The organism is Carboxylicivirga longa (assembly GCF_050589825.1).
Classification (GTDB): domain Bacteria; phylum Bacteroidota; class Bacteroidia; order Bacteroidales; family Marinilabiliaceae; genus Carboxylicivirga; species Carboxylicivirga longa.
The window spans coordinates 36,808-63,683 of sequence record NZ_JBNGOZ010000006.1 but is presented as its reverse complement, the minus strand read 5'-3'; the positions used below and the strand labels follow the sequence as shown (position 1 = coordinate 63,683).

Sequence of the window (26,876 nt, the reverse complement as noted above, 5' to 3'; positions counted from 1 at the left end):
CTAAAGAGTTAGATATTTACATCTGTTTGCGATTATTAGTTTTTAGTAACAAAATTGTGGATGTTTTTGGCACGACACTTGCAATGTTCTTAGTAGATTTTTTTCATAGATTTTGGGTTAGGTTAGTAAATGGGATTTCAAGCAACGGTTTGAGTCCCATTTTTTTATGTACTGCACTTTCTCAGATAAAAAGAGCCGAACTTTAAGAATAAAGCCGGCTCCTTCATCATGTTAAGGGTTTCAATTAATAAATAGGACGTATTTTTACTGCATTCCTTCTACACAGAGGGCAATGCCCATGCCCCCGCCTATGCATAGTGTGGCCAGCCCTTTTTGTACTTTGCGCTTTTTCATTTCATGAACCAAAGTGGTTAACACGCGGGCACCACTGGCACCAATGGGATGACCCAAGGCGATAGCACCGCCGTTTACATTGGTGATATCCGGGTTGAGCTGAAGCTCTTTCATAACAGCCAGGCTCTGGGCGGCAAAGGCTTCGTTGGCCTCAATCAGCTCCAGTTCTTCTTTTTTCCAGTGGGCTTTGTTCAGCGCCTTGCGCACTGCTTCCACCGGGCCAATTCCCATTACGGCCGGGTCGGTACCATGCCAGGCATAGGATACGATGCGTGCCATGGGTATTAAGTCGTATTTCTCAACCGCTTCTTTACTGGCTATCAGCACGGCGGCAGCCCCATCGTTTATGCCCGAAGCATTGGCGGCTGTTACGGTGCCTTCTTTGGCAAAGGCCGGACGTAGCTTGGCGAGCGCTTCAGCGCTTACGCCAAAGCGCACAAACTCATCCTGCTTAAAGCAGATGGGGTCTTTCCTGCGCTGCGGTATTTCAAGGGGTACAATTTCTGTTTCAAAGCGGCCTTCCCTAATGGCTTTCTCTGCCTTGTTTTGTGAGGTGGCTGCAAAGGCATCCTGTTCCTCACGTGTTAGTTTGTATTCACGCGCCAGGTTTTCAGCCGTAGTGCCCATGTGGTAGTTATTAAAAATATCACTTAGGCCATCGGCAATCATGGAGTCTACTAATGTGCCATCGCCCATGCGGTAGCCCGTGCGTGCCTTAGGCAGCAGATAAGGCGCTTGCGACATATTTTCGGCACCTCCCGCAATTACAAGGTCAGCATCACCGGATTTAATGGATTGAGCGGCCATGGCTACAGTGCGCAGACCCGAGCCACACACCATGTTAATGGTCATGGCGGTTTTTTCCTTGGGTATACCTGCCTGCATCGCAATCTGCCGGGCTACATTCTGGCCGTGGCCTGCCTGTAGTACGCTGCCCATAAGAACTTCATCTACTTCATTACCTGCGAGCTTGTTGCGCTCTAAAAGGGTTTTTACCACCGTGGCGCCCATTTGAGCCGGCGATATGCTGGCCAGTGTTCCACCAAAGTTTCCGATGGCTGTTCGCGCTGCATCAATAATATAGACTTCTTTCATGATTAAATATTTTAGTTTAGGATCCGAAGTCCGGAGTCCAAAGTTTGATTATTTTTTATTTGAGCTTCATGTAAATAGCTGTTGGTTTGTAGTCAGTAGCAATTGGCTTTTTCGCTCCACCATTTTTTCAACAATAAAGGAGGCCACATTTTCGGGAAAAGTACCACGGCCAAAGCCTGCGTCGTAGCCCAGCTCCAGTGCCAGTTTATTGCTGATGCGGGGTCCGCCGGCACACACAATCAGTTTGGAGCGCAGGCCCTCGGCCTCCAGTAGTTCCACCAGATCCGTCATGTTTTGTATGTGTACCTCTTTTTGTGTTACTACCTGCGACACCAGTATTGCATCGGCATTCAGTTCAATGGCTTTTCTGATGAGCTCTTCGTTGGCTACCTGTGCTCCCAGGTTGTGGGCTTCCATCATGGGGTAGCGCTCTAAGCCATAGTGCTGGTCAAAGCCTTTCATGTTCATAATGGCGTCTATGCCTACGGTGTGCGCATCGGTGCCGGTGCAGGCGCCTACCACTACTACCTTGCGTTTGATATGCTCTTTGATGTAGTTGTTCACTTCATAAAAATCCATGGACTTTTCCACAGCCTCCACTTCTATCTTGTCATAATCCAGCTGATGCTGTGATTTGCCATACACCACAAAAAAGGAGAAGTCAGCCGACAAGGGATTGGAATGCACTACTTCCACTTCTGCAAATCCCAGTTTGTGAGCGTATTGCCGGGCTGCCTCATCGGCTTTGGCAGAGTGGGGCACCGGCAGGGTGAATGAGAGTTGTACAGCACCATCGTTCAGGGTATCGCCATAGGGACGTATCATATTGTTCATATCTTATTTTTTAGGCCTAGTTCAACTTCTAAATAATCGTAAACAGGGTTGTAGTAATCGGGTGCTTTTTCTTTTACACCTTCAAATCCTTTACCGCCATGCTTAGGGCGACTCACCTCTGCAAATAATTTGTCTTCAATGGAATCGAATAATCCTTTTTCATTGATTTGCTCCAGGAAGGCAATAGTCTCGTTCAGTACCTGTTGTGCCCGTTTTTGCATGATGCCATCTTTTTTAAATTCTATATCACTGGCAAAGTCACGGGTGTTATTGATTATGTAACGGGCATTTTCCACCGCCAGAAAGCGATCCTGCATAAAGGGCGTATGAATGGCTTCGGTTAGCATGCCCAGCAAAAGGATACCCTGGTTGGTGGTTTTCGCGATGAAGTTAAAGAGGACATTCATGATATAGCCTTTAAAGATATCGCCCGTCATGTATTTGGTAGGGGGCATGTATTTTAGCGGTGCTTCGGGGAAGAGTTCGCGTGCCATCTGAGCCTGTGCCATCTCGTAAAGGAAGCCGTTCTCTAATTCAGGGTTCATCTCAAAGGCATGTCCCAGCCCCATCAGTTTGGCCGGTAAGCCTGAGTCGTAGGCAAACTGCTCGTTGATAAACTGTGAGGCTGTTACGGTGTAGGCTTTTTCATAGGCATCGGAGGTGGTCAGGTAATTGTCCTCGCCCGAGTTAATAACGATGCCGGCAAAGGCGTTTATCATGCGCGAGAATTTCTGATCCACGAAGGTGCGGTACATGTTGATATCGCGAAACAGTACGCCGTACATGGAATCATTCAGCATCATATCCAGGCGCTCGATGGCACCCATGGCGGCAATCTCGGGCATGCAAAGGCCTGAGCAATAGTTGACCAGTCGGATGTATTTACCAATGTCGTTGCCTACCTCGTCCAGGGCTTTGCGCATGATCTTAAAGTTTTCCTGTGTGGCGTAAGTGCCTCCAAATCCTTCGGTGGTGGGGCCGTAAGGCACAAAGTCGAGGAGGCTTTGGCCGGTGGTGCGTATTACCGCAATGATATCGGCACCCTGACGGGCAGCTGCTTGAGCCTGTTTTACATCTTCATAGATGTTGCCTGTGGCCACGATGAGGTAGAGCAGGGGTGCATTTTCTTTTTCTTTACAGGCTGTGATGCGGTCGTTGCGATAGTTTACATTTTCCTTCACACGGTGGGCGAAATCTGTCACCAGCTCAGTGGCTTTGTTTTCTATTAGTGCCATGTCAGTGAGGGTTAGGGTGGTGATGTCCAGGCCGTCGGCAATGGCTTCGTTAAGCTGTTCAATACTCATGTTTTTGCGTAGCAGGGCATTGATGTAATATTTAGAGGCGCCATATTGCAGTTTGTCGCCCAAAGCGTTGACAATAACGTTGGGCACCGGTACTTCATCGGCCGTAACGCCATCAGCACCCAACATGCGCAGGGTAGCCCGTTCAATGGCTACGGTGGTATGCTGTGCAATATAATTGTTCACGGGACGGGTAATCAGCTTCGACAGCTCCCGCGCCAGGTCGATTTTTTGGGTATCCAGATTTAGTTTAGATTGTGTCATAGTATCTTTTTATTTTCGTTCCAGGTAGTCGTTGGCATCATTAATGATTTCGGCTTGTAGTCCAAGTAGTTGGGCAATGGCGATGGCATCTTTTGAGCGTTCACCTGTTTTGTCTTCTATCACCTCATACTCCATAAAGGCGTTGATCAGGCGTATGCGTTCCTCCATATCATAGGTTTTGGTCATACAGTAATTTCCCAAGTCTTTGTGATTAAGTCCTTTCATGCGATATTTGCCCACTCCTTTAATCTTTGGCATATTGATAAAGTGCGTGGAGAAAAAACCGCTGATTAGTGGCTTGCTCACCACATACTTTAATGCGGCATACAGTATGGCTTTTGCTTCGGTGGCATTGGTAGTTTTCGCCAGTTCATCTACCAGTAGCAAGGGCGACTGCCCGGCCCTCAGGGCGGTGGACAGCTGATGAACCTCCTGCCCAAAAGAGCTGAGGCCTTCAATGTTACGGTTATTGGGCGTGCCCAAAATATGAATACCGGAGAAGAGGCGGGTGTGATAGGCCTCGGCTGGAGTGCGAAAGCCCAATTGTGTAAGTAGTTGCAGGAAGGCCACGGTTTTAAATAGCACGGTTTTACCACCCATGTTTGAGCCTGATAGTAGGTTGGCGTTGCTCTTGAAATTGGCATTCAGTGGAGTGTAATCCAATCCTTTGTCCCGGCATTTTTCGTAAAGCGGATAGTAGACACCATTTTTGATGCTGATACTGCTATGTGTAAAGTCGGGCTTACTTAGTTTATAGCGGATGGCAAGGCGTGCTTTGGCCAGGCTTGTATCCAGCTGTTGAATGGCTGAAATACCACTTTTCAGGCGATGCTTCACCTTATGAATATGGATGGAGAGGTGCTTGAGAATGGCTTTTTCAATTTGTGCCTCCTTAATGAGGAGTTCCTCTTTTTTTATCAGTATCTCCAGATAATCCTTGCCGTAAACAGGGAGTATCTTCATTCGTTGTGTATCGTAAAATTCACAGCTTAGCAGCCTGGCATCCAGTAGTTCCTGCCGGGATCTATCCACCAGTATAAAGTCGCGCCCATTCAGTTCAAGGCTGTATTGTTTGTTTATCTGCTGATGAACATTCCGTTGTATGGCAGTTAAGGCAGCTTCTGTGGCAATTAGCTCTGTTCTTGCGCTTTTTAACTCATCGTTGAAAGCTGATGAGAGATGGAAGGATTCGCTATTATCCTTATCGGGCGATAGTAAATTCAAGGTCTCCGATAAATCAAACACAAGTCTGCAATGTTTCTTAGTATCTTCATCCAGTAGGGCGTCGATGGCCTTAAAGTGAATCAGAAATTTCTTAATCAGATGTAGGTCAACGCAGTCATATGTCTCCTTATCAAATGGATTTAGTCTGTCGATGCGACTGAGATGATGTTCCATTTTCAAGACTTGCATTTCCTTTTTGCCAATAAAATCAATTAGCTTATCTGTAAGATGATGAATCTCGTCCAGCTCCATGGCTCGGGTGTAGAAAGGCATCATTTCCTTATGTGCATGGCCATAGGGTGTTAATGGCTTATACTTGTTGTAGAAGCTCATGAAATCGGTAAATGCTATGACTTTACGAATGCACATAAGGGTTGTGGATTAAGGGTGTGTTAATGCCTTTGCTGCGATAAAGCTGTTCAAATTCTGCTTCTGTAATGTCTTTGAGGATGATTACAAAAGCACGCAGTTCAAGTGGATGTCGTACGCGCAGTATGGTATTTGAAGTGAGGCTCTGAAGTTGTGCATAGCTCAAAAAGAGCGATGTAAGATTATTTACTTCAATAGCTTTACATCCGGATGGCAAGGTATGCAGGCGGGCGGCGGTTAAGGCACCCTCTATGCTATGCACTTCCTCTCCGGCTGTTGCGGTTTTCAGTGCTGCACCAAAGGCCAACAGTTGCATCAGTTCTAAGGCTTTCTTCAGGTTGCGCCGGTCGATGTTAAGCACGTAGCAGAAGCCACTGTCGGACAGTGCCCCAACCGGCGTTAAACGACTGGCAGCTCCATCAATCACTAGGGATGAATAACCCAGTTCATGTTTAAGAAAACCAGTGATGAGCGGCAGCTGATCGTTGTGTTCGGGGCCCACCAGCTCAAGTGTACCCGCCCTTAGGGTTGTGGCGGCAACAAGTTGGCCGAGGGGTGTTTTAATAGGAAAGGCCTTCTCTATCCTGAATAAAGCGTTGCTTTTTTGCAACATGGGATAGCTGCTTACCACACCATCGCCCGGCTCGCACTTAACCTGTGGCTTGGCACGACCATCAATCTGGTCGTGTTGCTCACCATCCACCCCTATGGTAGCAAACGCCGGTGATTCAAGCCTCCTAATGCTGCTTAAAACCCAGTTCATAAAAGTGGTTTTACCTGCATTCTTTCGGTTGCCCATCACAAAGGTGGTGGTGTTAGTAAAGCGATATGGCGCGTATCCTGTGTTCATATACCTTCTCAGTTGCTCTCGGCTTTTGCCTTTACATAGTGTTTGCTGTTGCCATTGGTGCGTTTCTCGCGACGAAGTGACTGTGGAATGATGGTGCCGCCTTCATTCAGCAATTTGGCTACACCATCTTTGGCCACCAGGGCTTCGTCGCTGCAAAAATCACAGTCCTCAATTTTATGACCTTGGTAATCGGAGGGTTGTGTGTAGCTGGTGATCATGCCTTCGTAGTTGCGCAGCACCACACGTTTCTCGGTCTGTGAAATCAGATAGTCAGGCATCACCGGTATTTTGCCACCGCCACCGGGTGCATCAACAACAAAGGTAGGTACGGCCATTCCGGTGGTATGGCCACGCAGGTTCTCAATAATCTCAATGCCTTTGGAAATGGTGGTGCGGAAGTGAGATATTCCTTCGGACAAGTCGCACTGATAGATATAATAAGGCTTCACGCGTATGCGTAATAAGTCGTGCATTAGCGCTTTCATGATGTTGGAGCAGTCATTGATACCTTTGAGCAGTACCGATTGGTTGCCTAGTTGGACACCAACATTGGCCAGTTTTTCACAGGCTAAACGTGCTTCATCAGTTATTTCCTTGGGGTGATTAAAATGGGTGTTGACATATACGGGGTGATGCTTTTTGATGATCTCGCACAAGTTATTGGTGATGCGCTGGGGTAATACTACCGGCATGCGGCTGCCGATGCGAATAATCTCCACATGATCGATCTTACGCAGCTCTCCCAGGATATAGTCAAGACGATTGTCGCTGAGGATCAGTGGATCACCGCCAGAGATGACGATGTCTCGTATTTCGGGTGTTTGAGCAATGTATTCAAAGGCCTGCTCTAAGTGTCCTTTGGCCATGTCTTCATCGGTTTCGCCCACAATGCGTCGACGAGTGCAATGACGGCAATACATTGAACACTCATGGGTTACCAGCAGTAAGGCGCGGTCGGGATAACGGTGCGTGAGTCCGGGTACCGGCGAATCCACATCTTCGTGCAGAGGATCACTTAAGTCAGACTCATCAATGTGCAGCTCGTTGAGTGCTGGCACGGCCAGTTTGCGCACCGGGCATTTGGCATCTTCCCTACTCATCAGCGCCGCATAATACGGAGTAATAGCCATTTTGAATTTCTTCAGGGTGCTGGCCAGGTGTTCCTGTTCTTCTGTGCTTAAGGGTAATACCTTTTGTAAGCTGGGTACATCGCGAATGGCATTTCGCATCTGCCACTTCCAGTTGTTCCAATCCTCCTCACTTACATCTTTAAAGAGGGGGATGCTTTTATAATCAACGTTCGTAAATTTTCTTTTCATTGTGTAGATTTTTTGTTCGATGCTTGCGTAGTGAACTAATTACTGAGCACTTTTTATGTGTACAGTTCTTCGTATAGGCTTCTGATTTTTTTATTCCTTCTTAAAATGTCGATGGCCATGTTGGCATGCCCCACAGCATATCCGTTGCCGATGAGCATATTCACGTCTTTGCCCACGCCTTCGGCACCCAGCGCCGCCTTGGTAAAAGAGGTTGCCATGCTGAAGAAATACACGGTTCCACGCTCTTTGCACATTAAAATGCTGCCCATCTCTGTGTTGGGTATGTTAACATTGTTAATTACCACATCGGCCATTTTTCCCTCACTCAATGCTTCGATGGTCTGATAGCAGCCCAGTGCATCGGTGGCATTCAGCTTTATGGCCTTGTGGCATACCTCCACCTGACGAAGACGTTCTATGTTTTCATCGGAATAATCAGCGCCGATGACCAGTCCCTGGTCACCTACCATCTGTTTAGCCACGGCACAACATAAAATTCCGGATTTACCACCGGCACCCAGCACTACCACTGTATCACCTTCTTTCACCAGACGTGCAGTTTGTGCGGGGGCACCACATACATCCAGTACCGCCAGCGACAGAGTTTCCGAAAGGTCATCAGGTAGTTTGGCATATATGCCGCTCTCAAAAAGAATGGCTTTTCCCTTGATTCTTACCTGGTCTATGTCGGTCTTAATATCCAGTATCTCATCGATGCGCAGCGGGGTTAGGGAGAGCGATATCAGGGTGGCAATACGATCGCCTTCCTTCAAGTCAATTTTACCTTGCAGCGCCGGGCCTATCTTGTTGACGGTGCCAATGAGCATGCCCCCTGACCCGGTAACCGGGTTTTTCATTTTTCCCTGCTTTGATACGATATCCAAAATAATGGATTTGATGGCTTCCTTGTCTCCGTTGGCCTCCTCTTTAATCTGTGTAAAGCTGGCGGAGTCAATATTTAGCACGTCCACATCAATGAGCAGTTCATTGTCGTAGAGGGTATTTATGTTATTGTTCACCTTGGTGGCCGGTTGGGGGAGTACGCCTTGGGGTTCGATGACCCGGTGTGTACCGTATTTGTTTCCTATCTTCATTTTTTATCGTAGATAAAAGAAAGCTAATTGCTGATAGCTTTTCGTTTGTGGAATCAATAGACTTTGTAGTTAAATCTGTCTTTTAAAGACATTATTGAATTCCTTTTAATTGCAATATTTCACGTACATCGGCCGGTGTGGCAATTTCGTAGCCCGCATCGCGCGATAGTTTGGCCGTGCGCTCTACCAGCTGTGCATTACTCTCGGCCAGCACACCTTTCGAATAGTACACATTGTCCTCGAAGCCTACACGAATAAAGCCATTGCCAAGGGCAAAAGTTCCATAGTGCGCCGGCACACAGGCTCTGCCAACGCCCATCACGGTCCAGAAAGCACCTTTTGGAATACGATTTACGAGCAGATTGAGCAGTTCTACATCGTAGGGGATGGCCGCCGGCACATTCATTACAAAGCCATAGTGGTACGGAGGGGTTAGCAGCCCTTCTTTAATCAGGATATCGGCAGCTGTCACATGCGATATGTCGAAGCATTCGAGGGTGGGACGCACCTGGTATTTATTCATCTCTTTGGCAAAGCGTCGCATGGTCGGCAGGGTATTTACAATGTATTCATCGCCGAAGTTAACGGTGCCACAGTCCAGCGAGGCCATCTCAGGCTGTAGTTCTTTAATAACCGCCACCCGCTCGTCATCGGTCATGCCTACGGCGCCTCCTGTTGTTATTTCAATAACAATGTCGCAGCGCTCGCGAATGAGTCGTATGGCCTCTTTAAATACTTCCGGATCCTGCGTGGGTCCACCATTCTTATCGCGTACATGCAGGTGCACAATAGCGGCACCGGCCTTGTAGGCATCGTAAGTGGCTTCGGCAATCTCTAGTGGTGTTAAGGGTAGGTTAGGATTGTGCTCGCGGGTGGTTTCCGCCCCGCAGACTGCACAGGTAATTATCATTTTTTTCATTTTTTCAGAGTTTTAGTTGTTGATTAAAGGTGTGGGTGTGAAGAAGGGGTTATTAGCCACGTCCAATGATCACGCCGCATGGATCTACTTTCTCACGCAATATTTTTAGTTCCTCGGCGCTGGGTTTAAGTGTTGTTTTGTAGTCATCGGGTATGATGATGTCGAACTGTGCATTGGCTTTCACATCCTCCAGTGTTTTTCCGGGATGCAAGGACAATAACATCATGGCTTTGGAAGTGGGATGATAACCATATACACCGATATCGGTAATTACCTTATAGGGGCCGGTGTGAGCCGGTAGTCCGGCATCGGTGCGCGAGGTACCTCCTTCCAGATAGCCCGGCGATGTGATGAAATCTACCTTATTGGCAAAGCGCTTGGGGTTTTGGGGCGTTACCACCAGGGTACGCCAGCACAGCGAGGCAAGGTCGTTGGCACCGCCACTGCCGGGGAAGCGTGTTTTGGGCTTGTTGTAATCATCGCCGATAAGGGTGGAATTGAGGTTGCCAAATTGATCAATCTGTGCCCCTCCCAGGAAGCAGTAATCCACCACGCCGGCCTGGCATAATTCCATAATCTCGGCCATGGAAGTAGCTTTCAGTCCTTTGTGGGTGGTGCGCGAATCGCCTACTGAGATGGGCATGGTGGGCAGTAGGGGTGCTATTCCGCCGGCCTCAAACATAATTGTGAGGTTGGGTGACTGGGTCATCTGTGCCAGCATGGCAGCAGCCACCGGAACACCTGTTCCAACGACCACCATTGCGCCGTCTTCCAGACTACGTGCGGCAATCGTAATCATCAGCTCCATTGGATTATATGAATTTTCCATGTTGTTGGGTATTTTTATTGTTAGTACAGGTGTTCATCTTTCATGAGTTTGCGCATCTTGTTCATGCCGCCATTCTTCGATAGGTAGTCGTAAAAGTCTTTTGACGACAGGATATGGTGATCGATAAACTTTTTCAATGCTTCCTCGTCCTTTTCGGTCATTAACCAATCGGTAAGATGTTCTTCGTCAGAGAAGTATTCGCCCGGCATATTGCCAGGATAGGAACCAAAGGGAACTTCAATCACGGCATCTACACACCAGTAGGGGATAACAGTTTTTGAGGGTTCGCGTCGTATTTCTTCGTTGGATATGATTTTTTCAGTGGTGATGATAACGCGCTTGGAGGCTTTGGCAATATCATCATCGGCCACTAGGATACCATCGATTTGGCAGTTGCCGTACACATCGGCACGGTGCACATGAATGATGGCCACATCAGGATAGAGGGCTGGCAGAGCGGCTAGCTTTTGTCCTGTGAATGGGCAGGCTACTTCTTTGGCAGCCGAGTGTTTAAAGGTATCGGTGCCTAGCATTACGCGTGAGGGCAGATAGGGCAAACCCATGGCGGCTGCCTTAAAGCGCCACGACAGGGCTCCATTGGACCATTCTGTTACCTTCACATTACCTGATTCGAACATGCGGCGCGAGTTTTTAGACAGTCCCCGTGCTTCCAAGCCCACGATGTAGGCCGCATCGCAGCGATTAAAAGATTGACCGGCACTCAGCAGCTGACAATCGTGCGTGGATACATGACCGGCAAAGCCCAGATCTTTTTTCTTTTTGCGAATGATTTCATGAATCAGTGCCGTGGGTATGCGTACGCCGCCAAAGCCACCAATGGCCAGGTAGTCGCCATCATTCACCAGTGTGTCGATGGCCTCTGATACTGTTGTCACCTTGCTTTTTAGTTGCTTTTTTTTGTGGCGCAGAAAGTCCCGCATTTGGTCGGCATCGGGCGACATAAATAGTTCGCCAATACCGTTTTTTAATTGTTGATTGCTCATATCGGGGAGGGTTTAAAACCACTGAGACCCTTCAGAGCCTCAGCGGTACTTTGTGTTTAGTAATTATCAGTTAAATATTGCAGGGCTTCTTCAATGGCCTTCACAGTGTAGTCCAGGTCTTCCTGTGTATGACGATGGCAGATGTAACCATGGTGATAGGGCTGCAGGAATACTTTGCGACGAATCAGTTGAGTGTAGAAATCGTTGCGTTTCTTTTTGTAGCTTCCATCTTCATCTTTATCAAAAGTGATGAACATCATTGGAGCAATACCACTAATGCGTGCTCCAACCGGATATTTCGTCAGCAGCTTCTCAATTTTTCCGTTAAACTCTTCGCCTTTTTCCCAAATTTTGTCCAGCACCTTGTCGCGTTGAAGTATTTCAATGGTTTTAAGGGCGGCTATATAGCTCAGACTGTTGGGGAAGAAGGTGGAGGAGATGAAAACATTGGACTCACCCTCTTTCATAATTTCAGCCTTCCCGGTAACGGCTCCTATGGGATATCCGTTGGCCATGGCCTTGCCAAAAACGGCCAGGTCGGGTGTTACTTTGTAGAGCTTTTGCGCTCCGCCAATGCTGGCACGGAAACCGGTGCGAATTTCGTCAAAGATCAGCACCACGCCGTATTGTTCACACAAGGCCTTTACGCCTTCGAGGAAACCGGCCTTGGGCTCGGTAATGGGTGCCGCCAGGGGATGCCCCAGGGGCGTGATGATAACCGCTGCGGTATCGTCACCGTATTCTTTCAGTAGATTTTCCAGCGAATCCAGGTTGTTATACTCAAACTCATGCACGTCTTCATATAACTTTTTGGGGATGCCGCCTTTTACTTCCACGCACCAGTCGTGCCAGCCATGATAACCGCAGCGCATCACCTTGTTACGCTGAGTGTAGGAACGGGCCAAACGAATGGCTGTGGTGGTAGCATCAGAACCTGTGCAAACAAACAGACTCATTTCGGCGCAGGGAATGAGTTCGTTCATTTTTTCGGCCAGCATGTTTTGATAGGTCTGTGTTAGTGAGAAACAAAAACCTTTGTTCTGAATTTGTTCAATCACTGCGTCGTCCACTTCCTTCTCGCGGTTCCCCAGTATTATAGGGCCGTAGGCACACAGATAGTCGATGTATTCGTTACCGTCGATGTCGGTAACGCGTCCACCCTGACCATGATCGAAATAAATGGGGAACTCACCTTCTACGAAGTTATAGGGGCGACGAATGCCTAATACTCCGCCGGGAATCAGGGTTCTACCTTTTTCTAATTCGTTTAATGACTTCTCTAATTGTAGCTTCTTTGCTTCCATAATATTATATTTTTGAACTTTTCAATGTGTGGAGGGGCCCAGGGGGGCTAAATGTGTGGGTGCAAACAAGTAGTTACGTGTCTGGCGAGACTGTAACGGGCAGATTTAGAAGTCAGTAACTTCTATGCGTTCAAACTTGTCGTAGATAAATTTAAATACCCAATGCATATTTATATAGATTAACACACTGTGATAAATGTTAAAATATACACAAATATAAAGATGTAGTTAAAAATACAACATGATAAAGCGCAGTTTTTACTTGCGCCGTCATTCATAATAGTTATTTATACTCATTCTAAACGGAGGGGTATTGCTTTATTCAGGTCGCCACTCTCTGATGTTGATGAGGTCGGGAAATGCTTCGGGTTTGAAGATAGATTTGCCACTGAGGGTGCGCAGGCATTCTTGTATGCCTTCCGGTATGCTGGGGTGAGGATAAAATATTTTAAGTACTTCGTGCAGGCTATTGCCCTGATTAATTAGGTGGGCTACCGATACAATAAAGGCTGATGCCTGGGGGCCTGCAGCGCGCATGCCCAATATGCGTTGCTCCTCATCGTTACTCACAAGTATTTTTACAAAGCCATTGGTGTTGCGCATAGCGATAGCGCGGTTAACCAACTGGTTGGAGTAATAGGCAGCCTTATAGGCGATCTTCTTTTTTTGTAGCATTTTTTCGTTGGCGCCAACGGCCGCTACCTCCGGTTTAAAGAACATAAGAGTGCTCATGTGGGAGTAGTCCAGGGGATATTCCGGTACATTACCAATTTTTTCGGCCGCCAGGCGTCCCTGAAATTCAGCTACGCTATACAGTTGCGTGTGTCCGGTAACATCACCCGCGGCATACACATGGCAGTGGCCTTTGTCATCTTCCAAAAGGCAGTCGTCTTTGATAGGAATGGTGCCGTTTTTGTGTAGCTCAATGCCAATTTTCTCCAACTGGAGGCCTTCGGTATTGGGAACACGACCAATGGCCACCAGTGCCACATCCACTTCAATTACCTTACTGTGTCCATCGTGGTAGTCAAGCACAACCTCCAGGTGATTGGGGTGCTTGCGAATGTGACGCAGGGTGGCTGTGTGGTGAATATTTACACCGTTGGTTTCCAGGTTGTGCGACACGAAGTTACTTACATCGTCATCTTCGTAGGGTAGCACACGGTTGGATCGATCCAGCAGGTGTACTTCTGTTTGGCCAAAGTTGGAAAAGATGGTGGCAAACTCGCAGCCAATGATGCCGGAGCCAATGATGAGCATGCGTTCTGGAAATTCTTTCAGATCGAGAATGCCATCGGAGGTAATGATACGTTGGCCATCAATTTGTAAGCCTTCGTAGTGGCGGGGGCGCGACCCGGTGGCAATCACAAAATTCTTACCTTTAATAAGTTTGCGATCATTTTCATTACTTACTTCAATGTGGTCGCTGTCAACAAAGGCGGCCCAGCCGTACTCAATGGTTAAAGCGCCTTTTTTGTTCTGTGCCGGCGAAAAGGTTTCAATCTGACTGAGCATTTGATACTGCTTTTCTTTGGCAGCCTGAATTACGGTTTTCTTGACCTTCTCAAAATTAACACTGAGTGATGATACACGATAGCCTCGATCAACGCGTGCGGCGATGGCGTAATCCATGGATAGTTCATACATGGTTTTGGAGGTGAGAGCGCCGTTCATAATGCCTGCGCCGCCCAAGTGCTTGCCTTCAATTATGCAAACATTTAATCCATAGTCTAATGCGCGAATGGCGGATGAGAAACCGGCGGGGCCGCTGCCAATAACAACTAGGTCGTAAGTGTGTATCATCGGTTAAAAACTTATAACACTATAAAAAAAAAGAGTCGCAATTGTTTATTGGCGACTCTTCTTTCTTTATATCTAGTTGATAAGATTATTTTTCGTGTGTTTCATTGGGCTTGAAGGTGTCCACGTGACGGGTAATTTTTTGTTTATACAATTCATTGATTGTAAGAATTATGCCCGTTTCTTCCACATCGCCAAAGCGATCGTTGATAGCAGTGCCAAAGGTTTTCATAGAGGGCGATAAGTTCATGTATGCATTGATTAGCGGAGGTATGTTTTCGCCAAATTCACGCACTCGCTTCGTTAGGATTTTATAATCCTCCTGATAGTTTTCACCACAAAAAATTTCTTTCAAGTCCTGTTCGCTTAAATCTATTTTCACGGGTTCGTGAGGATAGAGCAATTTGTCGGGATCGTTAAAATATTTCTGCATGAAGCCCAATATCAGGTCGCGCGCATAACGGTTGAAATGGGTGTACATGGTTACCTTGCCAAAGAAATATTTCATTTCAGGGTGACTTACGATCAGCGAACCCAATCCGTCCCATAGGTTGTCCAGTGCAAAAAGACTTTTGGTACCTGCTTTGGATGACTGATAGGTGGGTTGCACAAAAGAGCGGCCCAGTTCAATCATGTGGGGCAGGTATTCTTTTATAAATTTATCGGAGAAATGAAACAAGCGCGAGGTGGCCAGTTTTACATTACCCAATTGGTCAACGGGAATATCGCTACCCAGCAAATAGCGGTAGCCCCCCAGAATTTCTTTTGCCTGCGGATCCCACACGATTAGCTGTCGGTAGGGTACCTCGGCTGTATCGTAATCATCTATATCCGCTTCCTTTCCGGTGCCGCCACCAGCCATACGAAAAGTGATTTCACGCAAGCGTCCCACTTCGCGCATTAAGGCAGGTGCCTGCTGTGCTGTGAAGTCGTATATCTTGTTGTCACCTTTGTTGGTGTTGCGCACAAACGTCTCCTGATTTAGCTCAGCTTCCAATTCTTCCCTCGGCACAGGAGGTATTATTTCTTTTACTCTCATTCAGTGAAATCTTAACAAGTAGGCTACAAATTTAATGTAATTTTGGTAAGGCATACACTTCATCTTTTATTTTTTGTGCCCACGCTTTACCTGTTTTTAGTTCTTCTACGTCACTTATTTTAATTGGTTTCCCAAAAGTAATGGTAATTGTTTTATGGCGCTGCAGATAAAGTTCGTCAACCAGGTAAAGCATTTCTATGTTGGCCTTGATGCCTAGTTTCTTACGCCAATTGGCCAGGTTGTAAAAGCGATTGGTGTTACGTCCCGAAATATGTACAGGAATAATATCCCGCTTGTGTGTGCGGGCTTTTTTAATAAAATTGGGTTTCCATTCCAGGTCTTTGATACTGCCATCTTTTCGTTTACGCGATACCAGGCCGGCCGGAAACATGAGTATTTGGCTGTCGCTGGCGTAGGCATCGTCAATGGCGCGTGCGGCTTCTCGACTGTGTCCGCCGTGTTTGTTAATGGGAAGGAAAATTTCTTTCAGGTTGGTGATATTCATAAGAATATCGTTAACCGGGAATTTTAGCTTATTAAAATAGCGCCCCACAGCCGCAACAAACACCATTCCATCCATTCCGCCCAAGGGATGATTGGCTACAAAAACAAAGCGACCCTCTTTGGGTATATTTTCTTCTCCTTTAATTTCGTAGCGCGACTTAAAGTTGGCAATAATGGCTTCAGCATAGGCGATGCCGTAAATGTCTTTGTGATCGGCAATAAAAGTGTTGATCTCTTCCTGATGGGTGATGCGCTTTAGGTAGTTGATCAGAAACCTCGGGATAAAACGCTTTAGTTGAGGGTTTTTATCGTGGAAGACTTTGTCGATGTCAATAAATTTATCTTCTGTATTCTTTTTCTCCATATTAGCTTGTTCAAACAGAGTTCAATTTTAGGAAATATTTTAGAAACTATGTGAATTTAGCAGTATTTCCTCAATTTTCCTGATTTATTGCAAAGGTACTATTGTAGCGTAAAAGTTATCAACAAGTGTCATAAAGTGGTTTAAAGTGGTTGTATGTGGGTTGAAAGTTTTGTACTTTTACGATTGAGATAGGCAATTTATAATGATCACATTTATAGGCGATTTTGTTTGTAAGCCCGATGCAAAAGGGCGCATTGTGCTGCCATCACTCTTTAAAAAAGTGATGAGTGAAGCCGGGCAATCGTCGTTTGTGGTTCGTAAAGATCTTTTTGACAATTGCCTTGTTTTGATACCGCAGAGCGAATGGTTGAAGGAAGTTCATATTTTTGAGCAGAAGCTTAGTGGTTTTCGTCAGAAGGATAAGCGATTGAAGCGTGCTTTATATCGTTCAACGGCCGAGGTTAATCTGGATGCTAATGGTCGTTTTTTAGTGCCTAAGCGTCTGATGGAGATGATTGATGTGCAGGGCGAAGTGGTATTGTTAGGGGTAGGAAGTAATATTGAGCTATGGAGTAAGCAGCAGTTCGATAAGGATGATTTGAGTGCTGATGAGCTCGGAGAGTTGGCAGAAGAGTTACTAGGTGGTAACTTTGCGGGCGAAGAAGAAAATTAAATAGTATGGAGCAGGGGTATCACATACCGGTTTTACTGAAGGAATCTGTAGATGGGTTAAATATTCATCCGGATGGCGTATATGTTGACTTGACCTTTGGTGGCGGAGGACATTCGCGCGAGATCTTATCGCGATTGGGTGCGGAAGGTAAGCTTATTGTTTTTGATCAGGATGAGGATGCTTATGCCAATCGTCCCGAAGATGAGCGGCTGATTTTTGTGCGTCATAATTTTCAGTACCTATCCCATTTTCTGCGCTACCTGGGCATCAATCATGTGGATGGTATTTTGGGTGACCTGGGTGTGTCGTCGCATCATTTCGATGCGGCTGAAAGAGGTTTTTCATTTCGCTTTGAAGGGAAGTTGGATATGCGCATGGGGCAGGGTCTGAAGATGACAGCGGCCGATCTGGTGAATACCTATCCGCTGGATGATCTGAAACGCATCTTTTGGCAGTATGGAGAGATAAAATCATCTTATAAACTGGCTTCTGAAATAATCAAACAAAGAAGCAGTAAGCTCTTCGAGACCACTACCGATTTAAAATTATTAGCCGAGAAGATTGGTCCTAAAAAAGAGCAGTCAAAGTTTCTTGCGCAGGTATTTCAGGCTTTACGCATTGAGGTGAATAAAGAGATGGATGTGTTGAAATCGGTGTTGATGCAAAGTGCGGCGGTGATAAAGCCGGGTGGGCGACTGTCGGTTATTGCTTATCACAGCCTCGAAGATCGTTTAGTTAAGAATTTTATCCGTTCAGGTGATTGCGACAAGAGTCAGCCTGACAAAGATATTTATGGCAGGGCTGAGTTGCCCTTTAAGGCCGTTAATAGAAAAATCATCATTCCCGGTGAGGAGGAGATAGAGCGCAACAACAGGGCGCGCAGTGCAAAACTGAGAATAGCAGAGCGACTATGAAGTTGAAAATGGATAAAATACCTGATTTTATTCTTTCCAAAGAAGAAGTTGATGAGCTGAAGAATATCTCGGTGCGTGAGCTTATAAACGGAAGGCTTTTTACCCGTTCGTTTATTGCCAAGCAGTGGTCTTTGGGTCTGTTCCTGGCGTTTTTCTGCTTTCTATATATTGGTAATCACTATAAAATGGAAGAGCAGATGCGCCGCATTGATTCGCTTAATCAAGAGCTGAAATCCTTGCGTTATGAAGCCATTACCACATCCTCGGAGTTGATGTATATGAGTAAGCAGAGTGAAGTTTTGAAACAGATAAAGGAAAAAAGCCTTGACTTGGAAGAATTAACAGAACCGCCGCGGCGCTTAAAAGTGAAGAAGTAAATGCAGATTAAGAAGAGTATCATATTACGATTTGGTTTGACGTATATATGCCTCTCTGTGTTGGCAGTGGTCATTCTTGGCAAGGCTGTTTATCTGCGTGTGGCTCATGGTGAAGAGTGGGAGGAGCTTGTGGAGGAGCATACCAATAAGGATATAGTAATTGATGCCAACCGGGGCGATATTCTGGCCACAGATAATCGTAAATTGGCTTGTTCGGTGCCCAGCTACCGTATTTATATGGATATGCGTGCCCATGGGCTAACCGATGAGGTATTTAATGCCAATATCGATAGTTTGGCGCTTATGTTATCGCGATTCTATGGCGATCGCACTTCAACAGCTTTTAAACGCGACCTGAAGCAGGCGCGGGTGAAGGGGCGACGTTATTACCGGGTGCATCCGCGCCGTATCTCTTTTACTGAGCTGAAAAAAGTGCGTGAGTTCCCCATATTTCGTTTGGGAGCGAATAAAGGAGGGTTCATTGCTAAAAAGTATGAAAACCGCGAGTTACCTTTTGGTGAGCTGGCGGCCCGTACCGTAGGAAGCCTCTATGCCGAGAAAGATCTGGGCGGACGCTTCGGACTGGAGATGGCTTATAACTACCGTTTGAAAGGGGTTGCCGGCATTAGTACGCGTACACGGGTGAGTGGTAACTGGGTAGAAGAGGAGCAGGTGGAGCCTGTGGATGGTAATGATATTGTAACCACTATCGATATTGGCTTGCAGGATGTGGCCGAAACAGCCTTGTTGCAGCAATTGCAGCGGCATAAGGCTGATCATGGCTGTGCTGTGCTAATGGAAGTAGCCACGGGTAAGATACGAGCCATTGCCAACCTGGGACGTACAAGCACCGGAAAATACATAGAGAAATATAATTATGCCATTGGGGAGGCCACCGAGCCCGGTTCCACCTTTAAGCTGGCATCTATGATTGTGGCTCTGGAGGACGGAGTAGTGAAGTTAACGGATAGCATACAAACGGGAAAGGGGTATTGTTATTTTTACGATCGAAAGATGACGGATAGTCACCGTGGTGGCTTCGGTAAGTTGTCAGTGCAACAGGTGTTTGAGAAATCCTCCAATGTGGGGATTTCAAAAATTATTTTTGATAACTACCGTGCCAACCCCAGAAAATTCGTCAATCGCATATACGAGATGGGCCTTAACAAACCCCTGGGTGTTGAGATAAAAGGTGAAGGGCACCCTTTGATAAAATATCCGGGTGATAAAACCTGGTCGGGTGTAACCCTGCCTTGGATGTCCATTGGATATGAGATAAAACAGACTCCGCTACAAGTACTAACCTTCTACAATGCGGTGGCGAATAATGGCAAAATGGTGAAGCCCATGTTTGTGGAGGCCATACAGCATCATGGTGAAAATGTGGAGGAGATGGAGCCTACGGTGTTGAATCCATCGATCTGCTCATTGGAAACCATTGAGAAGGTTCATAAGATGCTGGTGGGCGTGGTGGAGCGTGGAACAGCCGGAAATATACGAAGTGACCGCTACCTGATTGCCGGTAAAACGGGTACGGCACAGATTTCCAACGAGACGACTTCTTATGATGATAAGAAGCATCAGGCCTCTTTTGTGGGTTATTTCCCGGCCGATCGTCCTTTGTATTCTTGTATTGTGGTAGTAAATGCGCCATCAAAAAATGTCTATTATGCCAATGTGGTGGCGGGCTCTGTTTTCAAGCAAATAGCCGATAGGGTATATGCTCAAAGCTACAACCATGACGATGTGGAAACTGAATACGAAGTAGAGCTGGCTCGTCATCAACCCTATTCAAAGGGAGGGAAGAAAGAGGAGATATTGACGGTGTTGGACGAGGTGGGTGTGATGGTACAGGGGCAGGAGGTAAATTCTGAATGGATATCCGCTTCGGCCCGTGAGCACGATGTTACGCTGCAGCGTAAAAGTTTTCCGAAAGGGATAGTGCCCAATGTAAGGGGCATGGGCGCCAAGGATGCTGTATCTATACTCGAGAATATGGGATTTAATGTTGTTTTGCGAGGTGTGGGGCGCGTTGTGCAGCAGTCTATTTCTGCCGGCCAAAACTACACCAAAGGTTCAACTATTTATTTAAGCCTGGGATAATGATGCATAAATTATCAGATATATTAGTGGATGTGCAGGTTGAGAAGCGCATCAATACAATGGATTGTGATATCGAGAATATTGTGTTTGACTCGCGTCAGGCAGGGGCGTCAAGCCTGTTTGTAGCCATGCGGGGCACGCAGGTAGATGGACATGATTTTATTGAGCAGGTGTTGGCCGCCGGTTGTCGGTGTGTGGTGTGCGAAGAATTACCTGCTGCCTATCCTTCAGATGCAGTTATGATTAAGGTGGTCGATAGTGCAAAGACACTGGGTTTGCTGGCCGCTGCTTTTTATGGTCATCCTTCACAACAGCTTAAGCTGGTGGGGGTAACCGGCACCAATGGAAAAACAACAACGGCTACCTTGCTTTATCATCTAGTGATGGATCTGGGCTATAAGGCCGGATTGTTCTCTACGGTGGCCAACTTTATTGGCAAATCTAAAATACAAGCCACGCATACAACGCCCGATGCGGTGACGCTAAATAAAATAATGGCCGATATGGTGGCCGCTGGCTGCGAATACTGTTTTATGGAGGTGAGTTCTCACGCTCTGGCACAGAACAGGGTGGCGGGTTTACAGTTTGCAGGTGCCCTGTTTACCAATATTACGCACGATCATTTGGATTACCATCTTACATTTAAGGCATATATCGCTGCCAAGAAGTTGTTCTTCGATGAATTGGGAAAAGAGGCTTTTGCCCTCATTAATGGAGATGATAAAAACGGGCAGATAATGGTGCAGAACACCCAAGCTTCCGTTTATCGGTATTCGCTGAAGAGCATGGGCGACTTTAAAGGTCGCATTATCGAAAGTATGTTTGAGGGCATGCAGCTGGAGCTGGATGGGCAAGAGATATGGACGCAGTTTGTGGGCGATTTCAATGCCTATAATCTGTTAAATGTATATGGTGCTGCCTGTTTGCTGGGGCTTGATCGTGATGAGGTGCAGGTAGCGTTAAGTCGTTTAAAACCGGTTGATGGTCGCTTTGAAACCATACGGTCTGCCGCGGGTAAAACGGCCATTGTGGATTATGCGCATACACCCGATGCCCTAAAGAATGTGATTGAAACCATTAACCAGGTGCGTCAGCCCGATCAGCAGTTGATTACTGTGGTGGGTGCCGGGGGCGACCGCGATGCATCCAAACGACCCGAGATGGCTCATGAGGCTGTGGTGGGCAGCTCCAAGGTAATTCTTACTGCGGATAACCCGCGCAGTGAAGAGCCGGAAGATATTATTGCCCAGATGATGGAAGGCGTAAGCTTTAAAGAGCGTATCAAAGTATTGTCTATCGTAAACCGTCGAGAGGCCATACGCACGGCTTGTATGGTGGCTGGCCCGGGCGATATTATTCTTATTGCCGGCAAGGGACACGAGACCTATCAGGAAATTAAAGGGGAGCGCATTCATTTTGATGATCGCGAGGTGGTGAGTGAAGTATTTAACGAAGGATAAAATCTGAAACATGCTATATTATTTATTTGAATATCTTGAAAAAATGAACGTACCCGGAGCCGGTGTTTTTCAATACATCAGTTTTAGGGCAGGTATGGCCATTATTGTGGCACTACTCACGGCAACTATTATTGGCAAAAAAGCCATTTTGATGCTTCAGAAACAGCAGATTGGCGAAATAGTGCGTGATTTGGGTTTGGAGGGGCAGTTTGCAAAAAAAGGCACACCTACCATGGGCGGAGTAATTATCATTGCCTCCATCCTGTTGCCTGTACTGTTGTTTACACAGCTGGATAATATTTACATTATACTGATGATTATTTCTACCGTATGGCTGGGTACTATCGGTTTTATCGATGATTATATTAAGGTATTTAAAAAAGATAAAGAGGGATTGGCCGGGCGCTTTAAAATTGCCGGCCAAATTGGTCTTGGCCTTATTGTGGCCATCACCTTGTTTAGTAGTGGTGATGTGGTAATTCGTGAGAAGGTGCCAGGTGAAACGGTAATGGTGCAACTTGAGGATGGCAGTCAGGTAGAGCGGAGTGCTACGCGTGAGGTGAAGTCAACGGTTACCAATATTCCTTTTGTGAAAAATCATCAGTTCGATTACTCATCTTTGTTGTGGTTCTTGGGTGATCAGGCCAAGAAGTGGGGCTGGCTTATTTTTGTGGTGGCTGTTATTTTTATCATTACCGCTGTGTCCAACGGGGCTAATATGACCGATGGGCTCGATGGCCTGGCCACGGGTACCTCTGCTATTATTGGAGTTACTTTGGGTATTTTTGCGTATCTGTCCAGTAATGTGATTTATGCCGACTATCTTAATATTATGTACATCCCTCATTCGCAGGAATTGGTGGTCTTTATGGCGGCATTTATAGGTGCTACAGTGGGTTTTCTGTGGTACAACTCCTTTCCGGCACAGGTATTTATGGGCGATACAGGCAGTCTCACCCTGGGAGGTATTATTGCTGTGTTTGCCATCTTACTGCGCATCGAACTGCTGATACCTATTTTATGTGGTATCTTCCTGGTAGAGAATCTGTCGGTAATGATACAGGTGTCGTGGTTTAAATATACTAAGAAGAAATATGGCGAGGGACGACGTGTGTTTAAAATGGCACCCTTGCACCATCATTATCAGAAATTGGGATATACCGAGTCAAAGATTGTAACCCGCTTCTGGATCATCGGCATTATACTGGCCGTGTTAACAATAGTAACCCTCAAAGTACGATAGGAAGGATATGCAAAAACTGGTTGTATTAGGAGCTGGCGAGAGTGGTGTTGGAGCAGCCTTGCTGGCGAATCAGCAGGGCTGGGATGTATTTGTATCGGATAATGGAAAAATCGCCGATAAGTATCAGCAGGAGCTGGATGCTGCCAATATTGATTGGGAGCAGGGGGGGCATACGCTGGAGCTGATTTTTCAGGCGCATGAGGTGGTCAAGAGTCCTGGCATTCCCGATACGATACCCATGATACAGCAGTTGCATAACCGCGATATACCGGTAATTTCGGAAATTGAATTTGCCGGCCGTTATACTACGTCAAAAACGATATGCATTACCGGAAGCAATGGAAAGACTACTACCACCATGCTTATCTATTTTCTGCTGAAGCAGGCTGGTGTAAAGGTGGAGATGGCAGGTAATGTGGGTACGAGCCTGGCGCGCCAGGTGGCCATGGGAAAGCAGCCAGAGTGGTTTGTCATCGAGCTGAGTAGTTTTCAGTTGGATGGTATGTATCGCTTTAAGGCTGATATTGCCGTTTTGCTTAATATTACACCCGATCATCTTGATCGTTATGATTATTCGATGCAGAAGTACATCGATAGCAAGTTTCGTATTGTCCAAAATCAAACGCCCGATGATGTGTTTGTGTATTGTCAGGATGACGAGGTGATTGCCCGGGAGTTGAAAAGCAGGATATTACAATCTGAATTATTACCCTTTACGCAGCATGATATTTTGAAGCAAGGAGCTTATTCAACCATGGATGAGCTCATTATTAATTATAACGATGAAACCATGAGCATTTTAGCCAAAGAATTATCGTTACAGGGGCGCCATAATATTTATAATTCAATGGCGGCCGGTATTGTAGCCAAGGTCTTGAATATTCGAAAGAAACTGATCCGTGAGAGTCTTGCGCGTTTCAAAGGGGTGGCCCATCGTTTGGAAAAAGTAGCTGCCGTGCGGGGTATTGAGTTTATTAACGACTCAAAGGCTACTAACGTAAATGCTTGTTGGTATGCTTTGGAGTGCATGCATCAGCCTGTTGTGTGGATCGCCGGCGGGGTGGATAAAGGAAATGATTACAATGAGTTGATGCCACTTGTTGAGGAAAAAGTGAAGGCTTTGATTTGCCTGGGTGCTGATAATTCGAAGTTGCACGCAGCCTTCGGTAATCGTATCAAAACGATAAAAGAAACCCAATCGATGGAGGAAGCTGTGAAGATGGCATATAAGCTGGCCCGGAAGAACGATGTGGTTCTTTTTTCACCGGCCTGTGCTAGTTTCGATTTGTTTGATAACTATATGCAGCGCGGCGATTTATTTAAGGAACATGTGCGTAACCTTTAATCAGAACGAATGAACGAGCAGTTGAAAAATTTTATTAAAGGCGACCGTATTATATGGTATGTTATTTTATTGCTGGCGGTTTTTTCCAGCCTGGTTGTTTACAGTGCAACCGGAAACCTGGCTTACAAGCAGCAGGATGGCAATACTGTGTATTTCCTCTTTCGTCATGTTAAATTTATGCTAGTGGGTATCGGACTTATTGTACTGGTGCATCGCATTGACTACAAGTGGTTTGCTCGCTTTGCTACCATTGGCCTTTATTTTTCTATGCTGTTGTTGTTCATTACCGCCGTATCCGGCGATAGTCTTAACCAGGCAAGTCGCTGGCTCACCATACCTGTTGTGGGTTTTCGATTTCAGCCCTCTGAAATGGCCAAGGTGGCACTCATGGTGTATATTGCCAAGGTGTTGGCACAGTACCAGGCCAATGATCGCACAGCCGATGAGGCCTTTAAGCCTATTATTATTCACGTGGGACTTGTGTGTGCCCTCATTTTTAAGGATGATTTTTCAACAGCTGCACTCATTGGATTTGTCAGTATGCTGGTAATGGTGATCGGGCGTGTCTCGCTTAAGAAGATCGCTTTGACGGTGATAGCGGTCGCAATGCTTATTTCCGTGGTTATCTGGCTGTCGGAGTATGTGCCTTTACTGCATCGTGCATCCACTTGGAAGGCCCGTGTTGAGCGTTTTATAGGTGGTGATGAAGAGGGTAACGAGGGAGGCTCAACGGCCGACTATCAATCGCAGCGTTCGCAAATAGCCATTGCCACCGGAGGTGTCTTTTGGGGGCGTGGACCCGGTAATAGCCAGCAACGATATTTTCTGCCGCATCCCTATAGTGATTTTGTGTATGCAATTATTATGGAAGAGTGGGGTATATTTATTGGGGGTGTTCTTATTATGTTTGCCTATCTAATACTCTTGTTTCGCGTGGGCGTAATAGTCAGAGCCTGTAGTCGTACCTTTCCGGCCTTTCTGGTCATTGGCCTGGCTACTATGATGGTGGTGCAGGCATTTATTAACATGGGGGTTGCTGTGGGTGTGTTACCTGTTACAGGACAGCCATTGCCCTTGGTAAGCATGGGAGGTACATCAACTTTATTTACCTGTTTGGCCTTTGGTGCTATTCTCAGCGTAAGCCGAACGAATATGGTGGATAAAGAACAGTTGGAAAACGAGGAAAAGAAATAAATATGAAGCCAATAAAAGTGATTATTAGTGGAGGGGGCACCGGTGGCCATATTTTTCCGGCCATTGCCATTGCCAATGCCGTAAAAGCTATCCGGCCTGATGCCGACATACTGTTTGTGGGAGCTCTGGGAAAGATGGAGATGGAGAAAGTTCCGGCAGCCGGTTATCGCATCATCGGCTTGCCTGTTGCGGGTTTTCATCGTAAGCTCACCCTAAGAAATTTAGCTTTCCCCTTCAAGCTCATTAATAGTCTATGGCAGGCCCGTAAAGTAATCCGTGATTTTGCACCCGATGTAGCAGTAGGCGTTGGGGGGTATGCCAGTGGCCCTGTTTTGCAAATCGCCTCGCAGCAGGGTGTGCCTTGTTTGTTGCAGGAGCAGAACTCCTATCCCGGTGTTACTAATCGGCTACTGGCAAAGAAATCAGCCAAAATATGTGTGGCATACGAACAGATGGATCGTTTCTTCGATCGTGAAAAGATATTGATAACCGGTAACCCGGTGCGCAATGATTTACTTAACCAGATTCAACATAAAGAAGCGCTGGACTTTTGGCGCCTGGATGAGGGCAAAAAGACACTTTTGATTATTGGGGGGAGTCTGGGTGCCCGATCCATAAATCATGGTATTATTTCAAGTATTGATGAGCTGCCTCCTGATGTTCAGGTGATATGGCAAACGGGACGTTTTTACCTTGATGATATGCGATCGCAGCTGTCCGATCACTTGAAGGAACGCGTTATTATAACAGATTTTATCAGTCGCATGGATATGGCTTTTGCAGCTGCTGATTTGGTGGTGTCGAGAGCCGGTGCTAGCTCCATCTCAGAGCTGGCCATACTGGGTAAACCTTGTATTTTTGTGCCATCGCCTAATGTTGCTGAAGATCATCAGACAAAAAATGCCATGGCCCTTGTACATAGAGGAGCGGCTGTTTTAGTGAGTGATGATAAGGTAAATACATTGATTGATAAAGCAGCTGAATTGCTGAACGATGGCAGTCGACTTGAGGCGCTTGCTACCAGTATTAAGGCTTTCGCCAAGCCAGATGCTGCTCGTGATATTGCCCGCGAGGTGATTGGTTTGGCTAAAAAATAGAAG

At 46.4% G+C, this 26,876-nt stretch carries 23 protein-coding genes; 9 read left to right on the top strand and 14 right to left on the bottom strand.

Features of this window, described 5'->3' with window-relative positions; translation table 11 throughout:
- Window positions 1–264: 264 nt before the first annotated feature.
- The 14 genes from ACRD7A_RS06915 to glsA all read right to left on the bottom strand — a co-directional run bounded on the left by ACRD7A_RS06915 (window position 265) and on the right by glsA (window position 16,467).
- Entirely contained in the window at window positions 265–1,449 is a 1,185-nt protein-coding gene (locus tag ACRD7A_RS06915) for an acetyl-CoA C-acetyltransferase (RefSeq protein WP_430810404.1), read from the bottom strand.
- 66 nt (window positions 1,450–1,515) lie between these two features.
- Complete coding sequence (gene kamE, locus ACRD7A_RS06910) at window positions 1,516–2,283, bottom strand: lysine 5,6-aminomutase subunit beta (RefSeq protein ID WP_430810403.1); 768 nt, start codon at window positions 2,281–2,283, stop codon at window positions 1,516–1,518.
- The gene (gene kamD, locus ACRD7A_RS06905; RefSeq protein ID WP_430810402.1) at window positions 2,280–3,848 is read right to left on the bottom strand and encodes a lysine 5,6-aminomutase subunit alpha; all 1,569 of its coding nucleotides are present in this window, start codon (window positions 3,846–3,848) and stop codon (window positions 2,280–2,282) included. Before kamD ends, kamE begins: the two co-directional genes overlap by 4 nt.
- 9 nt (window positions 3,849–3,857) lie before the next feature.
- Window positions 3,858–5,441, bottom strand: a complete 1,584-nt coding sequence (gene kamC / locus ACRD7A_RS06900) for a lysine 5,6-aminomutase reactivase ATPase KamC (RefSeq protein ID WP_430810401.1) — start codon at window positions 5,439–5,441, stop codon at window positions 3,858–3,860.
- Window positions 5,428–6,291, bottom strand: coding sequence for a hypothetical protein (locus ACRD7A_RS06895; RefSeq protein ID WP_430810400.1), 864 nt, complete (start codon window positions 6,289–6,291; stop codon window positions 5,428–5,430). Before ACRD7A_RS06895 ends, kamC begins: the two co-directional genes overlap by 14 nt.
- Window positions 6,292–6,299: 8 nt before the next feature.
- Window positions 6,300–7,610, bottom strand: a complete 1,311-nt coding sequence (gene kamA / locus ACRD7A_RS06890; protein ID WP_430810399.1) for a lysine 2,3-aminomutase — start codon at window positions 7,608–7,610, stop codon at window positions 6,300–6,302.
- A 53-nt stretch (window positions 7,611–7,663) separates the two neighbouring features.
- Window positions 7,664–8,704: an L-erythro-3,5-diaminohexanoate dehydrogenase gene (gene kdd, locus ACRD7A_RS06885; RefSeq protein ID WP_430810398.1), complete on the bottom strand. Its 1,041-nt coding sequence runs from the start codon at window positions 8,702–8,704 to the stop codon at window positions 7,664–7,666.
- Window positions 8,705–8,795: 91 nt separating this feature from the next.
- Window positions 8,796–9,623, bottom strand: a complete 828-nt coding sequence (gene kce / locus ACRD7A_RS06880) for a 3-keto-5-aminohexanoate cleavage enzyme (RefSeq protein WP_430810397.1) — start codon at window positions 9,621–9,623, stop codon at window positions 8,796–8,798.
- Between the two features lie 52 nt (window positions 9,624–9,675).
- On the bottom strand, window positions 9,676–10,452 hold the full coding sequence (locus tag ACRD7A_RS06875; RefSeq protein ID WP_430810396.1) for a CoA-transferase subunit beta: 777 nt from the start codon (window positions 10,450–10,452) through the stop codon (window positions 9,676–9,678).
- 20 nt (window positions 10,453–10,472) lie between these two features.
- Window positions 10,473–11,456: a CoA transferase subunit A gene (locus ACRD7A_RS06870; protein WP_430810395.1), complete on the bottom strand. Its 984-nt coding sequence runs from the start codon at window positions 11,454–11,456 to the stop codon at window positions 10,473–10,475.
- 56 nt (window positions 11,457–11,512) lie between these two features.
- A complete protein-coding gene (locus ACRD7A_RS06865) occupies window positions 11,513–12,760 on the bottom strand; it encodes an aspartate aminotransferase family protein (protein WP_430810394.1) in 1,248 nt (415 codons plus the stop codon).
- Window positions 12,761–13,078: 318 nt separating this feature from the next.
- Window positions 13,079–14,563: a dihydrolipoyl dehydrogenase family protein gene (locus ACRD7A_RS06860; protein ID WP_430810393.1), complete on the bottom strand. Its 1,485-nt coding sequence runs from the start codon at window positions 14,561–14,563 to the stop codon at window positions 13,079–13,081.
- 85 nt (window positions 14,564–14,648) lie between these two features.
- Window positions 14,649–15,599 carry a glycine N(alpha)-acyltransferase GlsB gene (gene glsB / locus ACRD7A_RS06855; protein WP_430810392.1) on the bottom strand — a complete coding sequence of 317 codons (951 nt, stop codon included), beginning with the start codon at window positions 15,597–15,599 and terminating at the stop codon, window positions 14,649–14,651.
- Window positions 15,600–15,630: 31 nt separating this feature from the next.
- Window positions 15,631–16,467, bottom strand: a complete 837-nt coding sequence (glsA, locus tag ACRD7A_RS06850; protein ID WP_430810391.1) for a lyso-glycine lipid O-acyltransferase GlsA — start codon at window positions 16,465–16,467, stop codon at window positions 15,631–15,633.
- Window positions 16,468–16,669: 202 nt separating this feature from the next.
- Here glsA and ACRD7A_RS06845 point away from each other — a divergent pair, with 202 nt between their 5' ends.
- Genes ACRD7A_RS06845 through murG form a run of 9 tightly spaced genes read left to right on the top strand, consistent with a single transcriptional unit; the run spans window position 16,670 to window position 26,873 of the window.
- A complete protein-coding gene (locus ACRD7A_RS06845) occupies window positions 16,670–17,140 on the top strand; it encodes a division/cell wall cluster transcriptional repressor MraZ (protein ID WP_430810390.1) in 471 nt (156 codons plus the stop codon).
- Window positions 17,141–17,145: 5 nt separating this feature from the next.
- Window positions 17,146–18,054, top strand: coding sequence for a 16S rRNA (cytosine(1402)-N(4))-methyltransferase RsmH (gene rsmH / locus ACRD7A_RS06840; RefSeq protein WP_430810389.1), 909 nt, complete (start codon window positions 17,146–17,148; stop codon window positions 18,052–18,054).
- Complete coding sequence (locus tag ACRD7A_RS06835) at window positions 18,051–18,431, top strand: FtsL-like putative cell division protein (RefSeq protein WP_430810388.1); 381 nt, start codon at window positions 18,051–18,053, stop codon at window positions 18,429–18,431. The genes rsmH and ACRD7A_RS06835 overlap by 4 nt, the downstream gene beginning before the upstream one ends.
- Window positions 18,432–20,534, top strand: coding sequence for a penicillin-binding transpeptidase domain-containing protein (locus tag ACRD7A_RS06830; protein ID WP_430810387.1), 2,103 nt, complete (start codon window positions 18,432–18,434; stop codon window positions 20,532–20,534).
- Window positions 20,534–21,994, top strand: coding sequence for a UDP-N-acetylmuramoyl-L-alanyl-D-glutamate--2,6-diaminopimelate ligase (locus ACRD7A_RS06825; protein WP_430810386.1), 1,461 nt, complete (start codon window positions 20,534–20,536; stop codon window positions 21,992–21,994). The genes ACRD7A_RS06830 and ACRD7A_RS06825 overlap by 1 nt, the downstream gene beginning before the upstream one ends.
- 10 nt (window positions 21,995–22,004) lie before the next feature.
- Window positions 22,005–23,237 (top strand): phospho-N-acetylmuramoyl-pentapeptide-transferase, encoded by a 1,233-nt coding sequence (gene mraY / locus ACRD7A_RS06820; RefSeq protein WP_430810385.1) that lies wholly within the window; start codon window positions 22,005–22,007, stop codon window positions 23,235–23,237.
- Between the two features lie 7 nt (window positions 23,238–23,244).
- Entirely contained in the window at window positions 23,245–24,582 is a 1,338-nt protein-coding gene (gene murD, locus ACRD7A_RS06815) for a UDP-N-acetylmuramoyl-L-alanine--D-glutamate ligase (protein WP_430810384.1), read from the top strand.
- 9 nt (window positions 24,583–24,591) lie between these two features.
- A complete protein-coding gene (locus ACRD7A_RS06810) occupies window positions 24,592–25,776 on the top strand; it encodes an FtsW/RodA/SpoVE family cell cycle protein (protein WP_430810383.1) in 1,185 nt (394 codons plus the stop codon).
- A gap of 2 nt (window positions 25,777–25,778) precedes the next feature.
- On the top strand, window positions 25,779–26,873 hold the full coding sequence (gene murG, locus ACRD7A_RS06805) for an undecaprenyldiphospho-muramoylpentapeptide beta-N-acetylglucosaminyltransferase (RefSeq protein ID WP_430810382.1): 1,095 nt from the start codon (window positions 25,779–25,781) through the stop codon (window positions 26,871–26,873).
- Window positions 26,874–26,876: the final 3 nt, after the last annotated feature.

Bases quoted from the DNA above. Each gene is read 5' to 3' on its own strand.
- ACRD7A_RS06915 (WP_430810404.1), bottom strand. From the start codon at position 1,449: ATGAAAGAAGTCTATATTATTGATGCAGCGCGAACAGCCATCGGAAAC.
- kamE (WP_430810403.1), bottom strand. From the start codon at position 2,283: ATGAACAATATGATACGTCCCTATGGCGATACCCTGAACGATGGTGCT.
- kamD (WP_430810402.1), bottom strand. From the start codon at position 3,848: ATGACACAATCTAAACTAAATCTGGATACCCAAAAAATCGACCTGGCG.
- kamC (WP_430810401.1), bottom strand. From the start codon at position 5,441: ATGTGCATTCGTAAAGTCATAGCATTTACCGATTTCATGAGCTTCTAC.
- ACRD7A_RS06895 (WP_430810400.1), bottom strand. From the start codon at position 6,291: ATGAACACAGGATACGCGCCATATCGCTTTACTAACACCACCACCTTT.
- kamA (WP_430810399.1), bottom strand. From the start codon at position 7,610: ATGAAAAGAAAATTTACGAACGTTGATTATAAAAGCATCCCCCTCTTT.
- kdd (WP_430810398.1), bottom strand. From the start codon at position 8,704: ATGAAGATAGGAAACAAATACGGTACACACCGGGTCATCGAACCCCAA.
- kce (WP_430810397.1), bottom strand. From the start codon at position 9,623: ATGAAAAAAATGATAATTACCTGTGCAGTCTGCGGGGCGGAAACCACC.
- ACRD7A_RS06875 (WP_430810396.1), bottom strand. From the start codon at position 10,452: ATGGAAAATTCATATAATCCAATGGAGCTGATGATTACGATTGCCGCA.
- ACRD7A_RS06870 (WP_430810395.1), bottom strand. From the start codon at position 11,456: ATGAGCAATCAACAATTAAAAAACGGTATTGGCGAACTATTTATGTCG.
- ACRD7A_RS06865 (WP_430810394.1), bottom strand. From the start codon at position 12,760: ATGGAAGCAAAGAAGCTACAATTAGAGAAGTCATTAAACGAATTAGAA.
- ACRD7A_RS06860 (WP_430810393.1), bottom strand. From the start codon at position 14,563: ATGATACACACTTACGACCTAGTTGTTATTGGCAGCGGCCCCGCCGGT.
- glsB (WP_430810392.1), bottom strand. From the start codon at position 15,599: ATGAGAGTAAAAGAAATAATACCTCCTGTGCCGAGGGAAGAATTGGAA.
- glsA (WP_430810391.1), bottom strand. From the start codon at position 16,467: ATGGAGAAAAAGAATACAGAAGATAAATTTATTGACATCGACAAAGTC.
- ACRD7A_RS06845 (WP_430810390.1), top strand. From the start codon at position 16,670: ATGATCACATTTATAGGCGATTTTGTTTGTAAGCCCGATGCAAAAGGG.
- rsmH (WP_430810389.1), top strand. From the start codon at position 17,146: ATGGAGCAGGGGTATCACATACCGGTTTTACTGAAGGAATCTGTAGAT.
- ACRD7A_RS06835 (WP_430810388.1), top strand. From the start codon at position 18,051: ATGAAGTTGAAAATGGATAAAATACCTGATTTTATTCTTTCCAAAGAA.
- ACRD7A_RS06830 (WP_430810387.1), top strand. From the start codon at position 18,432: ATGCAGATTAAGAAGAGTATCATATTACGATTTGGTTTGACGTATATA.
- ACRD7A_RS06825 (WP_430810386.1), top strand. From the start codon at position 20,534: ATGATGCATAAATTATCAGATATATTAGTGGATGTGCAGGTTGAGAAG.
- mraY (WP_430810385.1), top strand. From the start codon at position 22,005: ATGCTATATTATTTATTTGAATATCTTGAAAAAATGAACGTACCCGGA.
- murD (WP_430810384.1), top strand. From the start codon at position 23,245: ATGCAAAAACTGGTTGTATTAGGAGCTGGCGAGAGTGGTGTTGGAGCA.
- ACRD7A_RS06810 (WP_430810383.1), top strand. From the start codon at position 24,592: ATGAACGAGCAGTTGAAAAATTTTATTAAAGGCGACCGTATTATATGG.
- murG (WP_430810382.1), top strand. From the start codon at position 25,779: ATGAAGCCAATAAAAGTGATTATTAGTGGAGGGGGCACCGGTGGCCAT.